We start from the raw sequence: 21887 nt of genomic DNA, 5'->3' as shown, positions 1-21887 counted from the left end.
CGGGATCAGGTGGTCGCGGGCAGCTTGGCGACCCGCTGCCGGAGCAGCTCGGCGGTTGCCTCGGCCAGCCGGATCGGGTCGATCGGGTGCGACACGGCCGCCTCGGCGCGCGACCAGGTCGCCAGCCACGCGTCCTGCGGGCGGCCGATGATCACCAGGATCGGCGGGCACTGGAAGATCTCGTCCTTCAACTGGCGGGCGATGCCCAGGCCACCGGCCGGGACGGCCTCACCGTCGAGGATGGCCAGGTCGATGCCGCCGGCGTCCATGAGTTTGATCACGGCCGGCTCGGTCGCGCACTCGAAGTACTCGAGCTCGGGCAGATCGGCGGCGGGCCGCTTGCCCAGGGCCAGCCGGACGGACTCCCGCGTGGTGCGGTCGTCGCTGTAGACCAGCACCTTCAGCGGACGCTCTGAACTCATCGATTCATCCCAAGCTGTGTCTGTGACGAGTGGACATGCGGACAACACCGCGAATGCTACCGGGGAGGCTGTCCGGCTCTGCGCGCCTGCTCCTCCAACCGGTCCAGCCGGCGGTCCTCCCGCTTGGCCTCGCGCTGCGACTGACGGACCCACTGGACGAACAGCACCCCGAAGAAGATCAGCCCGATGATGTCGCCGGAGCCCCAGAGCAGACCGCCCGCGACGTACTGGTCGCGCAGCGGCGACGGTGGCCAGGAGCGCCCGAAGGCCGTGTACCAGTCCTCCGCGATCAGGCGGTTCGCGGACATGATCGTGATCCCCAGGAAGGCGTGGAACGGCAGTGTGAGGAAGGTGAGGATCAGCCGGAAGGGGTAGATCACCCGGCCGGGCACCGGATCCAGGCCTAGCAACGGCCAGAAGAACAACGCGCCGACCGCGATGAAGTGCACGTGCAGAAGATCGTGGAGCAACGTCGAGCGGAGCGTCGCGTCGTACCAGCCGCTGAAGTAGAGCGCCCACGGGCTCAGCACGAACAGGGTGAAGCCGATCATCGGGAAGCAGATCACCTTGGCGAAGCGAGAGTGCAACACGGAGAGCAACCAGCCCCGCGGCCGCTGCGGAAGGGTGCGCAGGGCAAGCGTCACCGGCGCGCCGAGCGCCATCGCCAGCGGCGTCATCATCGACAGGATCATGTGCTGGACCATGTGCACGCTCAGCAGCACGGTGTCGTAGCTGCCGATTCCCGACTGGGTGGCGATCAGCGCGCTGCCCAGGCCGAGGCCGACGAACGAGAAGGTCCGGGCGCGCGACCAGTTGTCCCCGCGCGCGCGGAGGCGGTGGACGCCGTACAGATAGAGGGCGCCGACGACCACGATCACCGCGAGTAACACCGGCTCGAACGTCCAGGCGGTCAGCAGCCTGACCGCGGTGAACGGCTCGATCTGGTCGCCGGGTTGGGCGTGGAGGGGAAGCACGGTTCAACAGTAGGAACAAGATCACGCCGACATGCATGGGGGTGGGCGTGCTGTCGGATACCCGGACCGACATAATGACGCCGTGGCCACTGCAACCGCGCTCCCAGCGTCTCGTGAACACGGACACCACGACCGTCCCAGCATGGTCAGTGTCGGCACGATCGTCTGGCTCTCGAGCGAACTGATGTTCTTCGCCGCCCTGTTCGCGGCGTACTTCACGATCCGGTCGGTGACGACCGCTGCCGCGGCACCGGGGGTGGAGACGCTCTGGGACGCGTCCACCGAGATGCTGAACATCCCGTTCGCGGCGATCAACACGACGATCCTGGTGCTGTCCTCGGTGACGTGCCAGCTCGGTGTGTTCGCCGCCGAGCACGGCAAGGTCGGCCGGACCGGATCGGTCGCGAACGTCCGCGGCTGGGGCATGCGCGAGTGGTTCGTGCTCACCTACCTGATGGGCGCGGTCTTCATCGCCGGCCAGGTGACGGAGTACGCGACCCTGATCCACGAGGGCATGACGATCGCGTCCTCGCCGTACGGGTCGGTGTTCTACCTGACCACCGGGTTCCACGGTCTGCACGTGACCGGCGGTCTCATCGCTTTCGTGTACGTCCTGGCCAGGACGTACATGGCTCGTAAGTTCACCCACGAACAGGCCGTCTCCGCGATCGTCGTGTCGTACTACTGGCACTTCGTCGATGTGGTCTGGATCGCCCTGTTCGCGACCATCTACCTGCTCAAATGAGTGAGAAGAGACTTTCCTTGTCACCGGCGCGCTTCCTCTCCGCGCGACGACGGCACCGGTCAGCCGGCCTCGTCGTGCTCCTGTTCGGCCTCCTGGCGGTGGGGACGGCGTACTCCGCCTTCGCCCCCGACAACGCGGTGGCGGACAACTCGGCCCAGTCCCAGCAGATCGAAGAGGGCAAGAAGCTCTTCGCGGTCGGCTGTGCGAGCTGCCACGGTCTGAACGCCGAGGGTGCTGGCAACGGCGAAGGCAAGATGGCCGGGCCGTCCCTGATCGGTGTCGGCGCGGCCGCTGTCGACTTCCAGGTCGGTACCGGCCGGATGCCGGCCATGCAGCCCAACGCGCAGGTCCCGCGCAAGGCCCCGGCGTACACGCCCGAGGAGATCGAGGCCCTGGCGGCGTACGTCGCCTCCCTCGCTCCCGGCCCGGCGGTACCGGCCGAGGAGTCGTACGACATCAGCAAGGTCACCGACGAGCAGGTCACCCGCGGTGGCGAGCTGTTCCGGACGAACTGCACGGCGTGCCACAACTTCGCCGGCAAGGGCGGCGCGCTGCCGAACGGCCGCTACGCCCCGTCGCTGATGAACGTCGACCCCAAGCACATCTACGAGGCCATGCTCACCGGCCCGCAGCAGATGCCGGTCTTCTCCGACCAGGTCCTGCAGCCGGACGACAAGCGTGACGTGATCGCGTACCTGCACGCGCTGCAGGAGCAGAAGGACCCGGGCGGCTTCGGCCTCGGCCGGCTCGGCCCGGTCTCCGAAGGCCTGTGGGGCTGGCTCGTCGGCATCGGCCTGCTGGTCGGCATGGCGGTCTGGATCGGCGCGAAGGGCGTCAAGGCCAAGGGGGTAAAGGCAAGTGAGTGACGACAAGGACAATCTGCCCGCCGTGAAGGCGGAGCAGGGTCACGACGGCCAGGTGGTGCTGGCGGAGCCGATCCCGGACCCGGGCATCGAGCCGCACGAACTCCGCATCACCGACATCGACCCGTTGGCCGCCGACCGGGTCGAGCGCCAGGTCGCGACGATGTTCGGCCTGGCCGGGCTGCTCGCGCTGGGTTCCTGCGTCGCGTACTTCGCCATCCCGCGCGACGCCATCCTCGAGTTCGGGCCGCTGACCGGTAACGCGAACAACATGACGCTCGGGCTCTGCCTGGGCATCTCGCTGTTCCTGATCGGCGCCGGCGCGATCCAGTGGGCCAAGAAGCTGATGGTCGACACCGAGATCGCCGAGGACCGGCACGACGCGCACTCCACGCCGCAGCAGAAGACCGAGATCGTCGACGCGTTCCAGGTCGGCGTGGCCGAGTCCGGCTTCACCCGCCGCAAGCTGATCCGCCGGTCGCTGATCGGCGCGATGGGCCTGCTCGGTCTGCCGGCCATCGTGCTGCTCCGCGACCTCGGCCCGCTGCCCGGTCGCGCCCTCTACAACACCATCTGGGCCAAGGGCATCCGGGTCGTCAACGACGTCACGCTGCGCCCGATCAAGCCGTCCGACCTGGTCGTCGGCCAGCTGGTCAACGCGGCCCCGGCGAACCTGGAGCCGATCCAGCACGAGAGCCCGGTCGAGTACCAGAACGCCAAGGCCAAGGCCGCGGTGATCGTGGTCCGGATCGAGCCGGACAAGATCCGGCCGCCCGCCGGCCGGGAGAACTGGGGTATCGACGGCATCCTGTGCTACTCCAAGATCTGCACCCACGTGGGTTGCCCGATCTCCCTGTACGAGCAGACCACGCACCACGTGCTGTGCCCGTGCCACCAGTCGACGTTCGACCTGGCCGACGGTGCCAAGGTCATCTTCGGCCCGGCTGCCCGTCCGCTGCCTCAGCTACCATTGGCCGTGGACGCAGAGGGCTACCTTGTCGCGCAGAGCGGCTTCACCGAGCCGGTCGGCCCGAGCTTCTGGGAACGAGGGTGACAACCGTGGCTGAGAAAGAATTCCCCCCGCCGGTCAAGTATCTGGACGACCGTCTGGGCATCGGGAAGATCGGTAAGAAGAACCTTCGCAAGGTGTTCCCGGACCACTGGTCCTTCATGCTCGGTGAGATCGCTCTCTACAGCTTCATCATCCTGCTGCTGACCGGGGTCTTCCTGACCTTCTGGTTCAAGCCCTCGATGGCCGAGATCGAGTACCAGGGCTCGTACAGCCTGCTCAAGGGCCTGCACATGTCGGAGGCCTACGCCTCCACCCTGGACATCTCGTTCGACATCCGCGGCGGTCTGCTGATGCGGCAGATCCACCACTGGGCGGCCGTGCTGTTCGTCGCCTCGATGATGGTCCACCTGCTCCGCATCTTCTTCACCGGCGCGTTCCGCAAGCCGCGTGAGCTCAACTGGGTGATCGGCTTCGGGATGCTGTTCCTCGGCATCATCGAGGGCTTCCTCGGTTACGGCCTGCCCGACGACCTGCTGTCCGGTACCGGTCTTCGCATCACCCAGGGCATGATCCAGGCCTCCCCGGTGATCGGCACCTACCTGAGCTTCTTCATCTTCGGTGGTGAGTTCCCGGGTGACGACATGGTGTCCCGGTTCTTCACCGTGCACGTGCTGCTGATCCCAGGTCTGATCCTGGCCCTGGTGACGGCGCACCTGTTCCTGGTCGTGTACCACAAGCACACGCAGTACCCGGGTCCCGGCCGGACCGAGAAGAACGTCGTCGGCTACCCGCTGATGCCGGTCTACATGGCCAAGGCCGGTGGCTTCTTCTTCGTCGTCTTCGGCATCACCGCCCTGATGGGCGCACTGCTGCAGATCAACCCGGTGTGGCTGTACGGGCCGTACAACCCGGCCGAGGTGACCGCAGGCTCCCAGCCCGACTGGTACATGGGCTGGCTGGAGGGCTCCGTGCGCCTGATGCCGGGATTCGAGTCCGAGTTCTGGGGCGTCACGCTCAGCTGGAACCTGCTGATACCGGCGCTGATCATCCCGCCGGCGTTCGTCACCCTGGTCGCCCTGTATCCGTTCATCGAGGCCTGGATCACCGGCGACAAGCGCGAACACCACCTGCTGGACCGGCCGCGCAACATGCCGACCCGGACCGGTATCGGCGCCGCGTTCATCACGTTCTACGGCCTGCTCTGGATCGCCGGTGGCAACGACCTGGTCGCCACCCACTTCGGGGTCTCGCTGAACAACGTGACCTGGTTCCTGCGGTTCGCGGTCTTCCTCGGCCCGATCCTCGCCTTCTGGGTCACCCGGCGGATCGCGATCTCCCTGCAGCGCGCCGACAACGAGCGGCTCCTGCACGGCCTCGAGTCCGGCATCATCGTCCGGACCCCCGAGGGCGAGTACTACGAGAAGCACACCCCGATCTCGAAGTACGAGGCCTACGAGCTGACCGCCCGCGACCGGATCCTCCCGCTCGAGATCGGCCCGGAAACGGACGAGAACGGCGTACGGGCTCCGAAGCGGGCGTTGAACAAGGTCCGCGCCAAGCTGTCCAAGTTCTACTTCGCCGACGCGGTCCAGAAGCCGACGGCGGCAGAGATCGAAGAGGCCCACGCGCACGGCCACCACGACGAGCACGAAGCGGTGGAAGGCGTCACAGGCACCGTCGAGCTGGACGAGGACACGACCCGCGAGGTCAGCAGCACCAAGCAGCACTGATCCACGCACCACCCAGAAGACCCCGGCTCCGGCCGGGGTCTTCTGCTTTTTCCGGCCGTGTCAGCGCGATGGCGGCTCGGCGTCAGGGGTCGCCACCAGGGTGATTGTCATGACCACTTCGAAGATCGCGGCCTTGGGGCTGCGCAAGATGTTCTCTGATCGGGTGCCGGGACTCCGCCGGCGGGCGGGGGTTGCGGCTGTGGCTGCCACGCTGGTGGCGGGGGTGGCTGTGGCGCCTTCGGCTCACGCGGCTGACACCGCGCACGCCGCGCACGCGGCGCGTGGCGGCGTACCGGGGGCTTCTGCTGGGCAGGAGCGGCCGGAGCTGCAGGAGGCTCTTCAGGCTTTTGTGGATGCCGGTCTCGGCGGGGTGCAGCTTCGTTTGAAGGACGAGCGAGGCGAGTGGGTTGGTAGTGCTGGGGTACGCCGTCTGGGCTCGCCTGCGAAGCCGCCGACCAATGGGCGCACGTGGGTCGGGAGTGTCACCAAGACGTTCACCGCGACCGTGGTGCTACAGCTGGTGGCCGAGGGGAAGCTGAAGCTGGACGCCTCGGTGGCTGGCTACCTTCCCCGGCTTGGGCTCGACCGCCGGATCACCGTGCGGATGCTGCTGCGGCACACGAGCGGGCTGTTCAACTACACCGGCGAGACCTACAACGGCGTCAGCCAGCCGGGCCTCCCCGCGGTCGGCAAGGACTGGGTGGAGAACCGTTTCCGCTCGTACCGTCCGGAGCAGCTGGTGCAGTTCGCACTGTCCAAGCCGCTGGTGTTCGCGCCTGGTACTGATCAGAACTACTCCAACACCAACTACACCGTCGCCCTGCTCCTGATCGAGAAGCTCACCGGCCGCTCGTACGCCGAGGAGATGCAGCGACGGATCATCCGCCCGCTGAGGCTGACCGGCACGTCGGTCCCAGGCAACCGAACCCAACTCCCAGGTCCCCACGCCCACGGCTACTACCGCTACCAGGACGCCGGCGAATGGAAGGTCGTCGACGTCACCCGCCAGAACCTGTCCCTGCTGGCCGGCGCCGGCGACATGATCTCAACCACCCAGGACCTCCAGACCTTCATCACCGCTTTGATGACCGGCAAGCTCCTACCGGCCCCACTGCTGGCCGAGATGCGCGAGCCGCACGGGAAGATGGGCTATGGGCTGGGGTTGTTCGTCCAGGACCTGGGGCCTGCATGTGGCGGCACGTTCTACCAGCACAACGGCAGCCCGCCTGGCGGCTACGGCGCGTTGATGTACAGCACGGCAGATGGCAGCAAGACCCTGACCGCGTCAATCACCACAGGAGACGCCGACATCGACCTCCTGAAGGACTTCCCTGTGGCGTTGGGGAAGCTCTTGAACGCCACCCTCTGCACATCAGCTTCCTGAGCTAGCCGTTCTTGCGAGCCAGTCGACTGCGGTCGGCTGGCTCGTATCGCGCTGAGGCACCGCGTGCCGAGGCTCGCGTGCCGACGGACAGGAGGTGCTTCACCGGAAGGTAGTGCGGCCACGCTTGGACGATGCGGACGAGACAGCGCACACCAGGTGCACTACCTGTCCGTCGGCACACCAAGAATCATCTCCAGGCTCCCCCAGCGCTCGGGCGCCGGGCCAGCGGCGGGAGCGAGCGCGACAAGTCGTAGACGCGACCGAGACCGAGACCGCGAGCGCGACGGCGACCGAGGCGGCGACGACCACGGCGGCAGCGACCGCGGTTTAGGCTTACCGTCAGCGCGGTCTGAGACGCGACTAGAGCCAGGTACGCGACTGAGAGCCCGCGCTGCTCCCCCACCCAGCAGGACCCACTGCCGCGCCCCCACAGCCACCCCGCTACGCCTTCGCAGCCGCGCGACGCAGGAGCGCCTCAGGGTGGGCACCCCACACGCCCACCGCAGCCACCAGGCGCACCCCCGTCCCGCCTTCGCAATCGCGCGACGTAGGAGCGAGCGTCGTGCCGGCGTGGGGATCGACGTACAAAAGCAAACCGACCGGATCACAGGATCCGGTCGGTCACCATAAAGCTTCAGCTCACCTCAGGCGAGGGCCGAGCCCGCCTTGTACTTCGCCCACGGCTCATTCCAGTCAGTCCAGCCATTGTTGGGCTCCATCATGCGAGTGGTGCCAACAACCACGACAGGGTCGCCCCGCAGCGTCTGGGCGAAGTACCACTGGCCGTTGGGGAGGCTCATCCCGATGCAGCCGTGGCTGACGTTCTCCGTGCCCTGGCTGCCGGATGACCACGGTGCGCCGTGGATGAACTCACCGGAGCTTGTCACCCGCTGAGCCCACTTCACGTCGTGGATGTCGTAGTACTCCGGGTCACCGGGCTTGATGCCGACGGTCCGGGCGTCCATCCGCTTGACCGGGTACTTCTCCATGATGACCTTGGTGCCGCTCCGGGTCGTGAAGCCGCTCTTCCCCGCCGTGATCGGGATCGTCCGCGCCAGTTTCCCGTTGATCGCGACCGTCATCGTGTGCTTCTTGACGTCGATCTTGGTGATCACGGACCTGCCGATGGCGAAGTCGATCTTGCGGCTCGCGGAGCCCCAGATGTTGGCGCCGGCGTTGACGCCCTGGGTGTCGATGAGGACGGAGACCTTGGTCCCGGCGGGCCAGTACGTCTTCGGCCGGTAGTTGACCTGCTTGTTGCCCACCCAGTGCCAGCTGCCCTCGACCGGGACCGAGGTCTTCACGGTGAGGCGCTTCTCGACGGCGGCGCGGTCCTTGACCGGGTTGTTCCAGAAGATCTGGATCGGCATCGCGACGCCGACGGTTTCGCCGTTGAGCGGTGCCACCGAGGCCTTCAGGTTGCGGGCCGCGGACAGCGTCCTGAAGTCCGACTTGATCGGGACGCTGTTGCCGTCGCTCCCCTTCGCCGTACCGGTGAGCGTGTACTTCGCGCCGGGCTTCAGCTCGGGCTTGGAGGTCCACTGCGACTTCTCGGCGTTCAAGGTGCCGTCGACCGTGCCGCCGTTGGAGTCCTTCAGCGTCACGTCGGACAGCTCGCCACCATCGCTGGTCACGGTGACCGGCTGGTCCGGGCGGACCGCGGAGGCGCCCTTGGCCGGCACGACCTTGACGTTCGCGGCGGCCGGGTCGTCGGACGGCGTCGTGGAGGGATCCGGCGTACTGGACGAGCCGGGGGTGCTCGGGTTCGTGGTACCAGGCGAGCTGGATGGTGCTGGATCGGCCGCCTTGATGTCGCTGCAGGCGGTGCCGACCACCAGCATCACGCAGATCCCCGCCACGGCAAGACCGTGTTTCCGGACCGTACTACTCAACACCTGAGCTCCCCTGTATAAACCGATCGTCCGCCGCGCAAAGCCTAGCTCGCCCAACGGACATACCCACGCACTGAAAACGTCACCAGTACGGCGGAGCCACTACGGCCCGCTGTACTGGTGACGTCCGGACAGCCAGAAAAGTTGACCTCAGTGAGCGTGGTCACCACGGTAGTACTCGAAAACCCAGCCACTCAGCGTGATGATGCCGAGCCCCGAGCCGATGATGAACAACCACCAGCCGAAGACCAGTCCGAGCACGATCACCGACAGGGTCAGCGCGCACCACAGCGGCCACCACGAGTACGGCGGGAAGAAGCCCAGTTCACCGGCTCCTTCGACGATCTCGGCTTCCTTGCGGTCCTCCGGACGGGCGTCCATCCGGCGGCCGGTGATGGCCAGGTAGTAGGACACCAGCAGCGCCAGGAAGAACGTCATCACCAGCGCGGTGGTACCGGTGGGGTCCTCGGACATGAACCAGTAGATCGGCGTCACGATGAGGACGAACAGCGTCAGGATGCCGAAGACCCAGGCCTCCGCCTTCATGCCTTACCCTCTCCGTCCGTGCTCGTACCGGCTTCGACGTTGCGCTCGAGATTCTCGACCCGGCCCTGGTCCTCGCCGGCGTCCAGCAGGTTGTCCCGCGGAGCACCGCTGTCCGGGTACTCCGACATCGCGATCTCCGGGTGATGCAGATCGAAAGCAGGGCTCTCCGACCGGATCCGCGGCAGGCTGACGAAGTTGTGCCGCGGCGGCGGTGAACTCGTTGCCCACTCCAACGAACGGCCCCAGCCCCACGGGTCGTCGACACCCACCAGCGGCGCCTTGCGCGACTTGTAGACGTTGTAGAAGAACGGCAGCATCGACAGACCGAGGACGAAGGCACCGATGCTGGACACCTCGTTCAGCGTGGTGAAGCCTTCGTTCGCCCCGTACGACGCGTAGCGCCGCGGCATCCCCTCGACACCCAGCCAGTGCTGGACCAGGAAGGTGGTGTGGAAGCCGATGAACAGCAGCCAGAAGTGCAGCTTGCCGAGCTTCTCGTCGAGCATCCGGCCGGTCATCTTCGGCCACCAGAAGTAGAAGCCCGCGAACATCGCGAACACCACCGTCCCGAACACCACGTAGTGGAAGTGCGCGACCACGAAGTACGAGTCGGACAGCTGGTAGTCCAGGGCCGGCGACGCCAGGATGACGCCGGTCAGGCCACCGAACAGGAACGTGGTGAGGAAGCCGACCGACCACAGCATCGGGGTGTCGAAGGACACCGAACCGCCCCACATCGTGCCGATCCAGTTGAAGAACTTCACCCCGGTCGGTACCGCGATCAGGAACGTCATGAAGGAGAAGAACGGCAGGTTCACCGCTCCGGTGACAAACATGTGGTGCGCCCACACCGCCACCGACAAGACGGCGATCCACAGCGTCGCGCCGACCAGACCGATGTAGCCGAAGACCGGCTTGCGGCTGAAGACCGGGAGGATCTCGGTGATGATGCCGAAGAACGGCAGCGCGATGATGTAGACCTCGGGATGCCCGAAGAACCAGAACAAGTGCTGCCACAGCAGTGGTCCGCCGTTGGCGGCGTCGAAGACGTGAGCCCCCAAGGCTCGATCCGCCTCCAGCATCAGCAGCGCGCCGGCCAGGATCGGGAACGCGATCAGCACGAGGATCGACGTCACCAGGATGTTCCAGGTGAAGATCGGCATCCGGAACATCGTCATCCCCGGTGCGCGCATGGTGATGATCGTGGTGACGAAGTTCACCGCACCCAGGATCGTGCCCAGACCGGCCATCCACAGACCCATGATCCACAGGTCGCCACCGATACCGGGTGAGCGGACCGCGTTGGACAGCGGCGCGTAGGCGAACCAGCCGAAGTCGGCGGCGCCACCCGGAGTGAAGAAGCCGGAGATGGTGATCAGGCCGCCGAACAGGAACAGCCAGAAGCTGAACATGTTCAGTCGCGGGAACGCCACATCGGGAGCACCGATCTGGACCGGCATGATCACGTTGGCGAACCCGACGAACAGCGGTGTCGCGAAGAGCAGCAGCATGATCGTGCCGTGCATGGTGAAGAGCTGGTTGTAGACCTCTTCGTTCACGATCTGCAGGCCCGGCTTGGCCAGCTCGGCCCGGATCAGCAGCGCCATCACGCCGCCGATCAGGAAGAACGCGAACGAGGTCAACAGGTACAGATGACCGATCAGCTTGTGGTCAGTGGTGGTCATCCACTTGACCGCGATCTGGCCCTTGCTGCGCCGCCTGGGCAGCGCGGTCGCCGCGCTGACGGCGCCTGAGCGCTCGGCGAAGTCGGTCACTTCTCGCCCTCCTGCTTCCCGTGGCCGGGAATGGTGGTCGCGTCCTGGCCACCGGTCGCCGCGCCGGTCTGGCCCTTGGCGGCCAGTTCTCTCAGGTGCGCCTGGTACTCGTCGGCGGTGACCACCCTGACGGTGAACACCATCCTGCTGTGGTACAGACCGCACAGCTCCGCGCACTTACCCGCGAAGGTGCCGGTCTTGGTCGGGGTCAGCTCGAGCCGGTTGGTCCGGCCGGGGATGACGTCCAGCTTGAAGTAGAACGCGGGCACCCAGAAGGAGTGGATGACGTCCGGCGAGGTCAGCTCGAAGTGCACCGACTCGTTCACCGGCAGCACCAGCTCGGCGGGCTTGTCCAGCGTGCCGGTCTCCCAGACGCCTTCCTTGCCGTCGACGGTCTCCTTGTAGTTGAACGTCCACTGCCACTGCTGGCCGACCACGTTGATCGTGTGCGCCGGGTTGTCCGACATCGCGGTGATCTTGTTGCCGTTCTCTACCGTGTAGAAGAAGAGCACACCGATGATCGCGAACGGCGCCAGCGTGTAGAGGACCTCCAGCGGCAGGTTGTAGCGCGTCTGCCGCGGCGCGTCCTCGTTGCGCCGGCGGTACCGGACGGAGGCGAACAGGATCAGGCCCCAGACCGCCACACCGATGATCAAGGCAGCGATCCAGGCGCCGATCCACAGGCTCCTCACCGCCTCGGTCCGGTCTGATGCGCCCTCGGGCAGACCGAGTCGTTTCCACTGCGCGTTGGTCTCCGACGAGCAGCCGGTCAGCACCAAAGTGCCGACCACTACCGCCGCACCGACCAGCAGGCGTCGCTTCGCCGGACGTACTGCGGCGCGGGCCCTCTTCAGACCTGCTGCGCGCACCACTCCGGGCGTGCCGTTCGAACCCACGGGGCGCCTTTCCCTTCCCAGGTGAGACTGACGACAGAACACTACTGGACACCTTCCGGCGTTCCGCGCATAGGTAGGGCTAGAGCATGTCCGCCCGTCCACTGCGTGCTGCGCGGCACTCGGTGGGCGCCTCGCCGCACTGGAGGACCGGTCACGATGCTGGGCATCGAGCCCGGCCCTCCAGCACACCGAGTCACTCCACCGAGCACCTGCTCGCGACTGCAGTGGACGGGCGGACATGCTCTAGCGTTTCCCGTGTGACCAGCCGTGCGTACCTCGATGCCGCGACAGCCGAACCGCTGCATCCTGCCGCGCGGGAGGTCTTGCTGGCCGCGCTCGATTCCGGGTGGGCCGATCCGGCCCGGTTGCACCATGAGGGACGGACCGCCCGGCTGCTGCTCGACAACGCCAGAGCGGTCCTTGCCGAGAGCATCGGAGTACGGCCTGACGAGGTGTTCCTGACCACCTCCGGGACGGCCGCGATCCACTCCGGACTACTCGCCGTGACAGCCGCCCGGCGCCGCGTGGGCGACCGTGTCGTGCACTCGGCGGTCGAGCACTCCGCGGTACTCCATGGGGCCACAGCAGCCGGTACTGCGAACGAAGTCGCCGTCGACGCCCTCGGACGGGTCGACGTGGAGGCCTTCGCCGCCCAACTCCAGCAACCCGGTGTAGCCGTGGCCGCGCTCCAGTCGGCCAATCACGAGGTCGCCACCCGGCAGCCGATCGCCGAAGTAGCCGAGCTTTGCCAAGCCCACCAGGTGCCGCTTTTCGTCGATGCGGCCGCCTCCATCGCGCACGACGCAGTACCGGCTGGTTGGTCTGTGTTGACTGCGAGTGCTCACAAGTGGGGTGGGCCGGCCGGCGTCGGAGTGCTCGCAGTACGGAAGGGGACGCGGCTGGCGCCGACGTGGCCTGTGGATGAGCGGGAGGACGGCCTCTCCCCCGGCCACCCGAACGTCCCCGCCGCCCTGGCCGCCGCAGCCGCTCTGCAGGCTCGCCTCACTGAGGCTGACGAGCTCAACAAGCAGCACCGAGCGTGGATCGACGAGCTGCGTCACCGGGTCGCCGCCGACATCCCCGATGTCGAGGTGGTCGGCGATCCGGAGGACCGGCTGCCGCACGTCCTCACCTTCTCCTGCCTGTACGTCGACGGCGAGGCCCTCGTCACAGCCCTGGACGCCGAGGGCTTCTCCGTGTCGAGCGGCTCAGCCTGTACTGCGAGCACGCTCCGCCCGTCGCACGTCCTGGCGGCGATGGGCGTACTCACGCACGGCAACGTCCGCATCTCCCTCGGCCGCACCAGCACCCACGAAGAGGTCGACCGGTTCGCGACCGTGCTGCCCCGCATCGTCCAGCGGATCCGCGCGGAGGTGGGCCTGTGACGACGCTCGACTGCCGCGGCATGCTCTGCCCACTCCCTGTGATCAAACTCGCCCAGGCCTTCCCCGACCTAGCCATCGGCGACACCATCACCGTCCTGGCCGACGACCCGGCAGCCGCCACCGACATCCCCGCCTGGTGCCGCATGCGCTCCCAGGAGCTCGTCTCTGCCGACGACAACCAGTACGTCGTACGCCGCCTGAGCTAAACCGGTGGCTGCCGGGCCCACCAAGGGCGAGACTTCGGGGCATGACCGACTTTGCGTACAAGCCGACGTTGACCGGTGAGCTGGTCGAGCTGCGGCCCGTGACCGAGGACGACTATCCCGCCATGCAGGAGGCGATGGACGACCCGGAGGTGGTCAAGCTCACGGCGAGTCGCGGGGAGATCGGCGAGGAGGCGGCGCGGAAGTGGTACCGGACGCGGGGTGAGCAGACCGATCGGCTGGACCTGGCGATCGTCGACCGGGCCTCGGGTGAGGTGGTCGGCGAGGCGGTGCTCAACGACTGGAGCCCGGAGGACGAGAGCTGCAACTTCCGGATCTTCATCGGTCCGAAGGGCCGGGGCCGCGGGCTCGGTACCGAGGCCACCCGGCTGATCGTGGACTACGGGATCCAGGAACTCGGGCTGCACCGCATCGACCTCGGCGTGTACTCCTTCAACCCGCGGGCGGTGCGCGCGTACGAGAAGGCCGGCTTCGTCGTCGAGGGCGTCAAGCGGCAGTCGCTGAAGTGGGAGGGCGAGCGGTACGACGAGATCGTCATGTCGGTGCTCGCCCCGGAGTGGAAGGCCGCTGCGCTACGTTCGGAGGCGTGACCGAGCTCGTCGCCAAGGCCCAGCGGATCGCCGTCCTGACCGGCGCCGGCATCTCCACCGCGTCCGGGATCCCGGATTTCCGCGGCCCGCAGGGCCTGTGGACGAAGAACCCGGCGGCGCAGGCGATGTTCGACATCGACGAGTACGTCGCGTCGGCGGCGGTCCGGGCCGAGGCCTGGAAGTTCCGCCGGGTGGCGGCCGCGTGGGACGCCGAGCCCAACGCCGGTCACCGCGCCCTGGTCGAGCTCGAACGCCAGGGCCGGCTGACCGGTCTGATCACCCAGAACGTCGACGGGCTGCACCAGAAGGCCGGCTCCTCCCCCGCGCTCGTCCACGAGCTGCACGGCACCGTCTGGTACGTCGACTGCCTCACCTGCGCCCGCCGCATCCCGATGGCCGATGTCCTGCCCCGGCTCGAGGCCGGCGAGGAAGACCCTGCCTGCGAGATCTGCGGTGGCATCCTCAAGTCCGCCACGATCTCGTTCGGCCAGTCGCTTGACCAGGAGGTCCTCGACAGCGCGGCCGAGGCCACCCGCCAGGCCGACCTGTTCCTGGCAATCGGCACCTCCCTGCAGGTCTACCCGGCCGCCGGACTCTGCGACCTCGCGATATCGCACGGCATCCCGCTCGTCATCCTGAACGCCGAGCCCACCCCGTACGACGAAGAGGCCACCGCCGTCATCAGCACTCCGATCGAGGAGAGCCTCCCCGGTCTCGTCACCTGACCGCGACCTTCGAGGCCTTCCAAACTGTCGGAGGCGCGGGTTAGCGTCCCCGACAGGTTGCAGTGTTGTCGGAGGGGACCGTCATGCGTGGTTTCAGGCAGTGGACAGCGGGTTTCACAGCGATAGCGGTGGTGGCGCTCGGGTTGGGAACGGCGACGGCCGCCACGGCCCGGCAGGCCGCGGATCGGGTGATCACGGTCGCCGGTTCGCTGCAGAGTGAGCTGGGGTGCCCGGGCGACTGGGATCCGGGCTGTGCGGCGACCAGGCTCGGGACGGCCGCGCCGTACACGAAGGTGTTCGACGTACCGGCGGGCAGCTACGAGTACAAGGTGACCGTGAACGGCGCCTGGGACGAGAACTACGGTGCCGGGGGCGTTCTCAACGGCGCCAACATCCCGTTGCGGCTCGAGGGGCCGGCCAAGGTTCAGTTCAGCTACGACGACACCACCCATGTGGTCTCGGTCAAGCCGGTCGACGTGGCCGGACCTGTGGTGACCGCGGCCGACAAGGCGCTCGCCTCGCCGAGTCTGCGCCAGGACCTGACCAAGGAACGCTTCTACTTCCTGATGGCCGACCGGTTCGCGAACGGCGACAAGACCAACGACGCCGGCGGTCTGACCGGTGACCGGCTGGCGACCGGGCTCGACCCGGCCGACAAGGGCTTCTACCACGGTGGCGACCTGGCCGGCGTGATGCAGAAACTCGACTACATCAAGTCCCTCGGTACCACGTCCATCTGGCTGACCCCGTCGTTCAAGAACCGCCCGGTCCAGGGCGAGGGCGTCAACGCCAGCGCCGGGTACCACGGCTACTGGATCACCGACTTCACCCAGATCGACCCGCACCTGGGCACCAACGCGGACATGCAGCAGCTGATCAAGCTGGCGCATGGCAAGGGGATGAAGGTCTTCTTCGACATCATCACCAACCACACCGCAGACGTGATCGCCTACCGGTCAGGCCAGTACGGCTACATCCCGAAGTCCACCAGCCCGTACAAGGATGCCCAGGGCAACGTCTTCGACGACCGGCAGTACGCCGCCGGCGACACCTTCCCGCCGCTGGACCGGAACATCTCGTTCCCGAACGTGCCGGTCTTCAAGACCCCGGCCGACGAGACGGTCAAGGTGCCGGCCTGGCTGAACGACCCCACGCTCTACCACAACCGGGGTGACTCGACCTTCGCCGGCGAATCCGCGGAGTACGGCGACTTCGTCGGGCTGGACGACCTGTTCACCACCCAGCCGAAGGTCCGCGACGGCATGATCGACGTCTACAAGACCTGGGCCGAGATGGGCATCGACGGGTTCCGGATCGACACCGTCAAGCACGTCAACCTGGAGTTCTGGCAGAAGTTCTCGCCGAAGATCCTGGAGGCCGCCAAGGCGAAGGGGACGAAGAACTTCTTCATGTTCGGCGAGGTCTTCGACGCCGACCCGAAGTTCATGTCCACCTACACCACCTCCGGCGCGCTGCAGGCGACCCTCGACTTCGGATTCCAGCAGAACGCGGTCGCCTTCGCGAAGGGCGATCCGAGCACCAAGCTGCGCGACCTCTACGCGAACGACGACTACTACACGGACGCCGACTCGAACGCGTACCAACTGCCGACCTTCCTCGGCAACCACGACATGGGTCGCGTCGGCACGTTCCTCAAGCAATCCGGCGCCAATGGCAGCGAGTTGCTCGCCCGGGACAAACTGGCCCACTCACTGATGTTCTTGACTCGCGGTCAGCCGGTGATCTACTACGGCGACGAGCAGGGCTTCACCGGTCCGGGTGGCGACAAGGACGCCCGGCAGGACATGTTCGCCACCAAGACCGCCGAGTACACCGACGACGAGGTTGTCGACGGCACCGGCACGACGACCATCGGCAGCAAGGACCGTTTCGACGCGAACGCGCCGATGTACAAGCACATTGCCGCGCTGCAGAAGCTGCGGGCGCAGTACCCGGCGCTTGCCGACGGCACCCAGGTGCATCGCTACTCCTCCAACACCGGCGGGCTCTACGCCTTCAGCCGGTATGGGAAGGACAACACGGAGTACCTGGTGGTTGCCAACAACGCGACGACCGCCAAGTCGGCCACCGTTCCTACCTACATGAAGTACGGCCTGTTCAAGCCGATCTACGGTGGCAGTGGTCTGCTGAAGGCCGACCGTGAAGGCCGTGCGGTCGTCACCGCGGCTCCGCTGTCCGTGTCGGTCTACAAGGCGATCAGCCAACTGCCGAGCCGCCGCAGCGCTCCCCCGGTCTACATGAGCTCCCCGGAGCCGGGCGCAACGGTCGGCGGCCGCGCAGAGATCGCCGCAGCCGTCCCGGAGAACACCCCAGTCACCGTCACCTTCGGCTACCGCCCAGTCGGTACTACGAGTTGGCAGCGGCTCGGGTCGGACGACAATGCGCCGTACCGGGTGTTCCAGGACGTCAGCAAGTTGCCGAAGGGCACGCTGCTCGAGTACCGCTCGGTGCTGAAGGATGCGTCGGGCAACTACTCGGTGTCGGGTTCGTACGGGATCGTCGGGGACGCCCCGGCGCCCGCTGGCGGCGGAGGCGGTCCCACCGGCCCGGTCGTGCAGCCGGCGAACGTGTCGGTGCCAGGCGACCACAACAGCGAGATGGGCTGTCCGGCGGACTGGTCACCGGACTGCGACCAGGCGCAGCTGGCGCTGGACCCGAAGGACAAGGTGTGGAAGGGCACGTACACGATCCCGGCCGGTGAGCACGCCTACAAGGCGGCGCTCAACAAGAACTGGGACGTGAACTACGGCGCCGGAGGTGCTCAGAACGGCGCCAACATCTCCTACACCGCACCGGCCGGCCCGGTCAGCTTCTACTACGAGCACGGCCGGCACTTCGTCACCTCCTCCGCGGAGGGGCCGATCATCACGGTGCCCGGCTCGTTCCAGTCCGAGTTGGGCTGTCCGGGAGACTGGGATCCGTCCTGTATGCGGCCGTGGCTGACCGACGAGAACGGCGACGGGACCTACACCTGGTCGACCACCGAGCTGGGAGCGGGGAGCTATGAGGCGAAGGTCGCGCACAACCTGTCCTGGGACGAGAGCTACCCGGCGAACAACGTGCCGATCACCGTTCCCGGCGACGGGCTCGTGGTCACGTTCTCGTACGTACTCGCGACCCACACCCTCACGGTGACGACCTCCAAGCCCGGCGCCCAGCCGGATCTCAAGCAGGCCAAGGCGTACTGGCTCGGCAAGGACCTGCTCGCAGTACCGGCGGTCGCGCACCCCGAGCGCTCCCGCTGGCGGCTGCACTGGTCGCTGACCGGATCGCTCGCGATCGATGCCGATGACATCGGCGGCCGCTCGGCCGGGCTGCGCGTCGACCCCGCCGGCATCCCACCGGCAGTGCTCGCCAAGTTCCCAGCGCTGGCCGGATACGTCGCGCTGAGACTGGATCGTGGTGACGCCCGGAAGATCCTGACGGGGCAGCTCGGGCTTGCGCAGTACGACGATGCGGGGCGGTTGCTCGACGCGACCGGCGTGCAGATTCCCGGCGTACTGGATGACCTGTACGCCGGTGCGGCGACCGCACGCTCGTACGGCGTGACGTGGCGCGGCGGGACTCCCCGGTTCACGGTGTGGGCGCCGACCGCGCAGAACGTGACCCTGTTGATCGGCTCGCAGCGCGTCGCGATGCAGCGCAACTCCGACGGCTCGTGGTCCGCCGACGGGCGGCGCAGCTGGGCGAACACGCTCTACCGGTTCGAGGTGAAGGTGTTCGCACCGAGCACCGGCAAGGTCGAGACCAACGTCGTCACCGATCCGTACTCGGTTGCCCTGAGCACCGATTCGGCGTACTCGGTGGCGGCGAATCTCGACTCCCCGGCCGGCAAGCCCGCGCTCTGGTCGGCCACCCCGTCGCCGAAGCTCGCCCGAGCGGTCGACTCGACGATCTACGAGTTGCACGTGCGGGACTTCTCGATCAACGACCCGACCGTGCCGGCGGCTCATCGCGGCACCTACCTGGCATTCGCGGACGAGGGCAACGGCACGAAGCATCTGCGCAAGCTTGCGCAGGCAGGGCTGAACACGGTGCATCTGCTGCCGACGTTCGACATCGCGTCGATTCCGGAGACGGGTCAGCAGCAGCCGGCGTGTGATCTCAAGTCCTTCCCGCCGGACTCGGAGCAGCAGCAGGCCTGCGTTTCGGCCGTGGCCGCCAAGGACGGTTTCAACTGGGGTTACGACCCGTACCACTGGCTGGCGCCCGAAGGTTCATACGCCACGGCGAAGGACGGGCTGGCCCGGGTCGCCGAGTTCCGCACGATGGTCGGCGGGCTGCACAAGTCCGGGCTGCGCGTGGTCCTGGACCAGGTCTACAACCACACGCCGGCCGCCGGTCAGGCGCCGACCTCGGTGCTCGACAAGGTGGTGCCCGGCTACTACCAGCGGCTCAACAAGACCGGTGGGGTCGAGACCTCGACCTGTTGCAGCAACATCGCCACCGAGCACGCGATGGCCGAGAAGATCATGATCGACAGCACCGTCTCGTGGGCCCGCAACTACCGCGTCGACGGCTTCCGCTTCGACCTGATGGGCCATCACAGCAAGGCGAACATGCTCAAGGTGCGGGCCGCGCTCGACAAGCTCACACTCGCCACGGACGGCGTCGACGGCAAGAGCGTCTACGTGTACGGCGAAGGCTGGAACTTCGGCGAGGTCGCCAACAACGCCCTCTTCGTCCAAGCCACCCAGGGCAACCTCGGCGGCACCGGCATCGGCACCTTCTCCGACCGGATGCGCGACGGGGTCCGCGGTGGCGGACCGTTCGACGAGGACCCGCGGATGCAGGGCTTCGGCTCCGGTGCCGCGAGTGACCCGAACGGTGCCCCGGTCAACGGTTCACCGGCTGACCAGGCGAAGCGCCTCGCCCACGACACCGACCTGGTCCAGCTCGGGCTGGCGGGCAACCTCCGGTCGTTTACCTTCCGCTCCGCGGACGGCGGCGCCGTCGTACGGGGTGATGGGGTGGACTACAACGGTTCACCGGCCGGGTACGCCGATGAGCCGGTCGAGGCGGTCAGCTATGTCGATGCCCACGACAACGAAACGCTGTGGGACTCGCTCACCTACAAGCTGCCCGCGACGCTGCCGATGGCCGATCGGGTCCGGATGAACACGTTGTCGTTGGCAACGACCGCGTTGGCGCAGACGCCGGCGTTCTGGCATGCGGGGTCGGACCTGCTGCGCAGCAAGTCGCTGGATCGCAACTCCTACGACTCGGGCGACTGGTTCAACACGCTGGACTGGACGGGCGCCGACAACGGCTTCGGCCACGGCCTGCCGCCCAAGACCGACAACGAAGCCAAGTGGTCGTTCATGAAGCCCTTGCTGGCCAATCCGGCGCTGAAGCCGTCGGCGGCCGATGTGGCGACCGCGAGCGCGGCGGCCACCGACCTGCTCAAGCTCCGCTTCTCCACTCCGCTGTTCCGGCTCGGCTCGGCGGACCTGATCAAGCAGAAGCTCTCCTACCCCTTGAGCGGCACCGCGGCAGCCGAGCCAGGCGTCGTCGTACTGCGGATCGACGACACCGTCGGCCCGGACGTCGACCCCGCGCTGAAGGGCGTTGTCGTCGTCTTCAACAGCACCGGATCAGCCCTCACCCAGCAGGTGCCCGGCCTGTCGGGTGTCAACCTGGCCCTCTCCCCCATCCAGGCTGCAGGGTCCGACCCTGTCGTCAAACAGACCGCTTGGACTGCGGGCACCGGGACGGTCACGGTGCCGGCTCGCACGGTCGCAGTACTGGTTCAGCACTGACACCGCGAGCCGCTCGCGCAGGATGCGGGCGGCTCGCCGTCAGGGCACCCGGACCAGGAGCGCTCCGGGGTCTACCGAAGCGGACAGGGTGTGGCCGTCGGTGATCTCGTCGCCGTCCAGCTGGCGGCGGACGGTGGTGGCCGCGCGGACCTGGATCGTCTCGCCGCTGAAGCGTTCGATGTGCCGCCCTTCCTGCATCGACTTGATCAGCAGGCTCAGGGCGAGCCGTGGCCAGTGCGCGAGGCGGCGCGGGGCCAGGACGACCGCATCGATCCGCCCGTCGTCGGGGCGGGCATCGGGCAGCAGCGGGATGTTCGCCTGCAAGGTGCCGACATTGCCGATCACCACGGTCCGCGCGCGACGGCGTACCGGCGGCCGGTCGTCTACGGTGATCTCGACCCGGACGAACGGGTGGTTGAGGTTCTTCAAGGTCGAGACCACGTACGCCGCCCAGCCGATCTGCTTCTTCAGCCCGTCGCGGGCGTCGGCGATGATCGCGGCGTCGAGCCCGAGGCCGGCCATCACCACGAACCGGTCGGTCTCCAACTGGTCGCCCTCGATCTGCACGCTGTCGATCCGCTGCTCACCACCGTCCAGCAGCTCGGCCAGCGCCTGGTCCAGATCGAGCGAGATACCGAGGTTGCGGGCCAGCAGGTTGCCGGTGCCGGCCGGGAGGACCGCGACCGGGATGCCGCTGCGGGCCAGCTCGGCGCAGACCACCCGCACGGTCCCGTCACCGCCGGCTACCACGACCAGGTCGACGGTCTCGTCGATCGCCCGCTTGGCCATCGCCGAGCCCGCGTCGTCCACGGTCGTCTCCAGCCACAGCGGTTCGTCGAAGCCGCGCTCGGTGAGGGCGGACACGACCTTGCTGCGGAACTCGTCGGGATCGGGGACCTTGATCGGGTTCAGGATCACGGCGGCGCGTGAGATCACGTGGTTTC

At 67.3% G+C, this 21887-nt stretch carries 17 protein-coding genes; 10 read left to right on the top strand and 7 right to left on the bottom strand.

The window, feature by feature from the left end:
- Positions 1-5 precede the first annotated feature (5 nt).
- Positions 6-422, bottom strand: coding sequence for an Rv3143 family two-component system response regulator (locus tag ACQPYM_RS17050; RefSeq protein WP_433021733.1), 417 nt, complete (start codon positions 420-422; stop codon positions 6-8).
- Positions 423-478: 56 nt separating this feature from the next.
- Positions 479-1396 (bottom strand): cytochrome c oxidase assembly protein, encoded by a 918-nt coding sequence (locus ACQPYM_RS17045; protein WP_433021731.1) that lies wholly within the window; start codon positions 1394-1396, stop codon positions 479-481.
- Positions 1397-1538: 142 nt separating this feature from the next.
- On the opposite strand from ACQPYM_RS17045, the gene ctaE reads away from it, so the two are divergent.
- The 5 genes from ctaE to ACQPYM_RS17020 all read left to right on the top strand — a co-directional run bounded on the left by ctaE (position 1539) and on the right by ACQPYM_RS17020 (position 7130).
- On the top strand, positions 1539-2141 hold the full coding sequence (gene ctaE, locus ACQPYM_RS17040; RefSeq protein WP_433021729.1) for an aa3-type cytochrome oxidase subunit III: 603 nt from the start codon (positions 1539-1541) through the stop codon (positions 2139-2141).
- The gene (qcrC, locus tag ACQPYM_RS17035) at positions 2138-3007 is read left to right on the top strand and encodes a cytochrome bc1 complex diheme cytochrome c subunit (RefSeq protein WP_433021727.1); all 870 of its coding nucleotides are present in this window, start codon (positions 2138-2140) and stop codon (positions 3005-3007) included. The genes ctaE and qcrC overlap by 4 nt, the downstream gene beginning before the upstream one ends.
- 22 nt (positions 3008-3029) lie before the next feature.
- Entirely contained in the window at positions 3030-4058 is a 1029-nt protein-coding gene (gene qcrA / locus ACQPYM_RS17030) for a cytochrome bc1 complex Rieske iron-sulfur subunit (protein WP_433023309.1), read from the top strand.
- Entirely contained in the window at positions 4055-5746 is a 1692-nt protein-coding gene (gene qcrB, locus ACQPYM_RS17025) for a cytochrome bc1 complex cytochrome b subunit (protein ID WP_433021725.1), read from the top strand. Before qcrA ends, qcrB begins: the two co-directional genes overlap by 4 nt.
- A gap of 109 nt (positions 5747-5855) precedes the next feature.
- Entirely contained in the window at positions 5856-7130 is a 1275-nt protein-coding gene (locus ACQPYM_RS17020; RefSeq protein ID WP_433021723.1) for a serine hydrolase domain-containing protein, read from the top strand.
- 644 nt (positions 7131-7774) lie between these two features.
- On the opposite strand, the gene ACQPYM_RS17015 is transcribed toward ACQPYM_RS17020, so the two are convergent.
- From ACQPYM_RS17015 to ctaC, 4 genes are all read right to left on the bottom strand, one after another.
- Positions 7775-9025 (bottom strand): Ig-like domain-containing protein, encoded by a 1251-nt coding sequence (locus tag ACQPYM_RS17015; RefSeq protein ID WP_433021721.1) that lies wholly within the window; start codon positions 9023-9025, stop codon positions 7775-7777.
- A 147-nt stretch (positions 9026-9172) separates the two neighbouring features.
- Entirely contained in the window at positions 9173-9568 is a 396-nt protein-coding gene (locus tag ACQPYM_RS17010) for a cytochrome c oxidase subunit 4 (protein ID WP_433021719.1), read from the bottom strand.
- Positions 9565-11295, bottom strand: coding sequence for an aa3-type cytochrome oxidase subunit I (gene ctaD / locus ACQPYM_RS17005; protein ID WP_433023307.1), 1731 nt, complete (start codon positions 11293-11295; stop codon positions 9565-9567). Before ctaD ends, ACQPYM_RS17010 begins: the two co-directional genes overlap by 4 nt.
- 44 nt (positions 11296-11339) lie before the next feature.
- Complete coding sequence (gene ctaC / locus ACQPYM_RS17000; RefSeq protein ID WP_433021717.1) at positions 11340-12239, bottom strand: aa3-type cytochrome oxidase subunit II; 900 nt, start codon at positions 12237-12239, stop codon at positions 11340-11342.
- Positions 12240-12496: 257 nt separating this feature from the next.
- On the opposite strand from ctaC, the gene ACQPYM_RS16995 reads away from it, so the two are divergent.
- From ACQPYM_RS16995 to pulA, 5 genes are all read left to right on the top strand, one after another.
- Complete coding sequence (locus ACQPYM_RS16995) at positions 12497-13624, top strand: cysteine desulfurase family protein (RefSeq protein ID WP_433021715.1); 1128 nt, start codon at positions 12497-12499, stop codon at positions 13622-13624.
- The gene (locus ACQPYM_RS16990; RefSeq protein WP_433021713.1) at positions 13621-13830 is read left to right on the top strand and encodes a sulfurtransferase TusA family protein; all 210 of its coding nucleotides are present in this window, start codon (positions 13621-13623) and stop codon (positions 13828-13830) included. Before ACQPYM_RS16995 ends, ACQPYM_RS16990 begins: the two co-directional genes overlap by 4 nt.
- Positions 13831-13871: 41 nt before the next feature.
- Positions 13872-14438 carry a GNAT family N-acetyltransferase gene (locus ACQPYM_RS16985; protein WP_433021711.1) on the top strand — a complete coding sequence of 189 codons (567 nt, stop codon included), beginning with the start codon at positions 13872-13874 and terminating at the stop codon, positions 14436-14438.
- Positions 14435-15163 (top strand): SIR2 family NAD-dependent protein deacylase, encoded by a 729-nt coding sequence (locus ACQPYM_RS16980; protein ID WP_433021709.1) that lies wholly within the window; start codon positions 14435-14437, stop codon positions 15161-15163. Before ACQPYM_RS16985 ends, ACQPYM_RS16980 begins: the two co-directional genes overlap by 4 nt.
- Before the next feature lie 83 nt (positions 15164-15246).
- Complete coding sequence (gene pulA, locus ACQPYM_RS16975; protein WP_433021707.1) at positions 15247-20943, top strand: pullulanase-type alpha-1,6-glucosidase; 5697 nt, start codon at positions 15247-15249, stop codon at positions 20941-20943.
- A 39-nt stretch (positions 20944-20982) separates the two neighbouring features.
- Here pulA and ACQPYM_RS16970 read toward each other — a convergent pair whose 3' ends face one another.
- Positions 20983-21879, bottom strand: a complete 897-nt coding sequence (locus tag ACQPYM_RS16970; protein WP_433021705.1) for a diacylglycerol/lipid kinase family protein — start codon at positions 21877-21879, stop codon at positions 20983-20985.
- Positions 21880-21887 lie beyond the last annotated feature (8 nt).

This window comes from Kribbella sp. CA-294648 (genome assembly GCF_050943845.1).
GTDB lineage: Bacteria > Actinomycetota > Actinomycetes > Propionibacteriales > Kribbellaceae > Kribbella.
The sequence above is the reverse complement of the archived record's forward strand: the minus strand, read 5'-3'. Positions and strand labels throughout refer to the sequence as shown.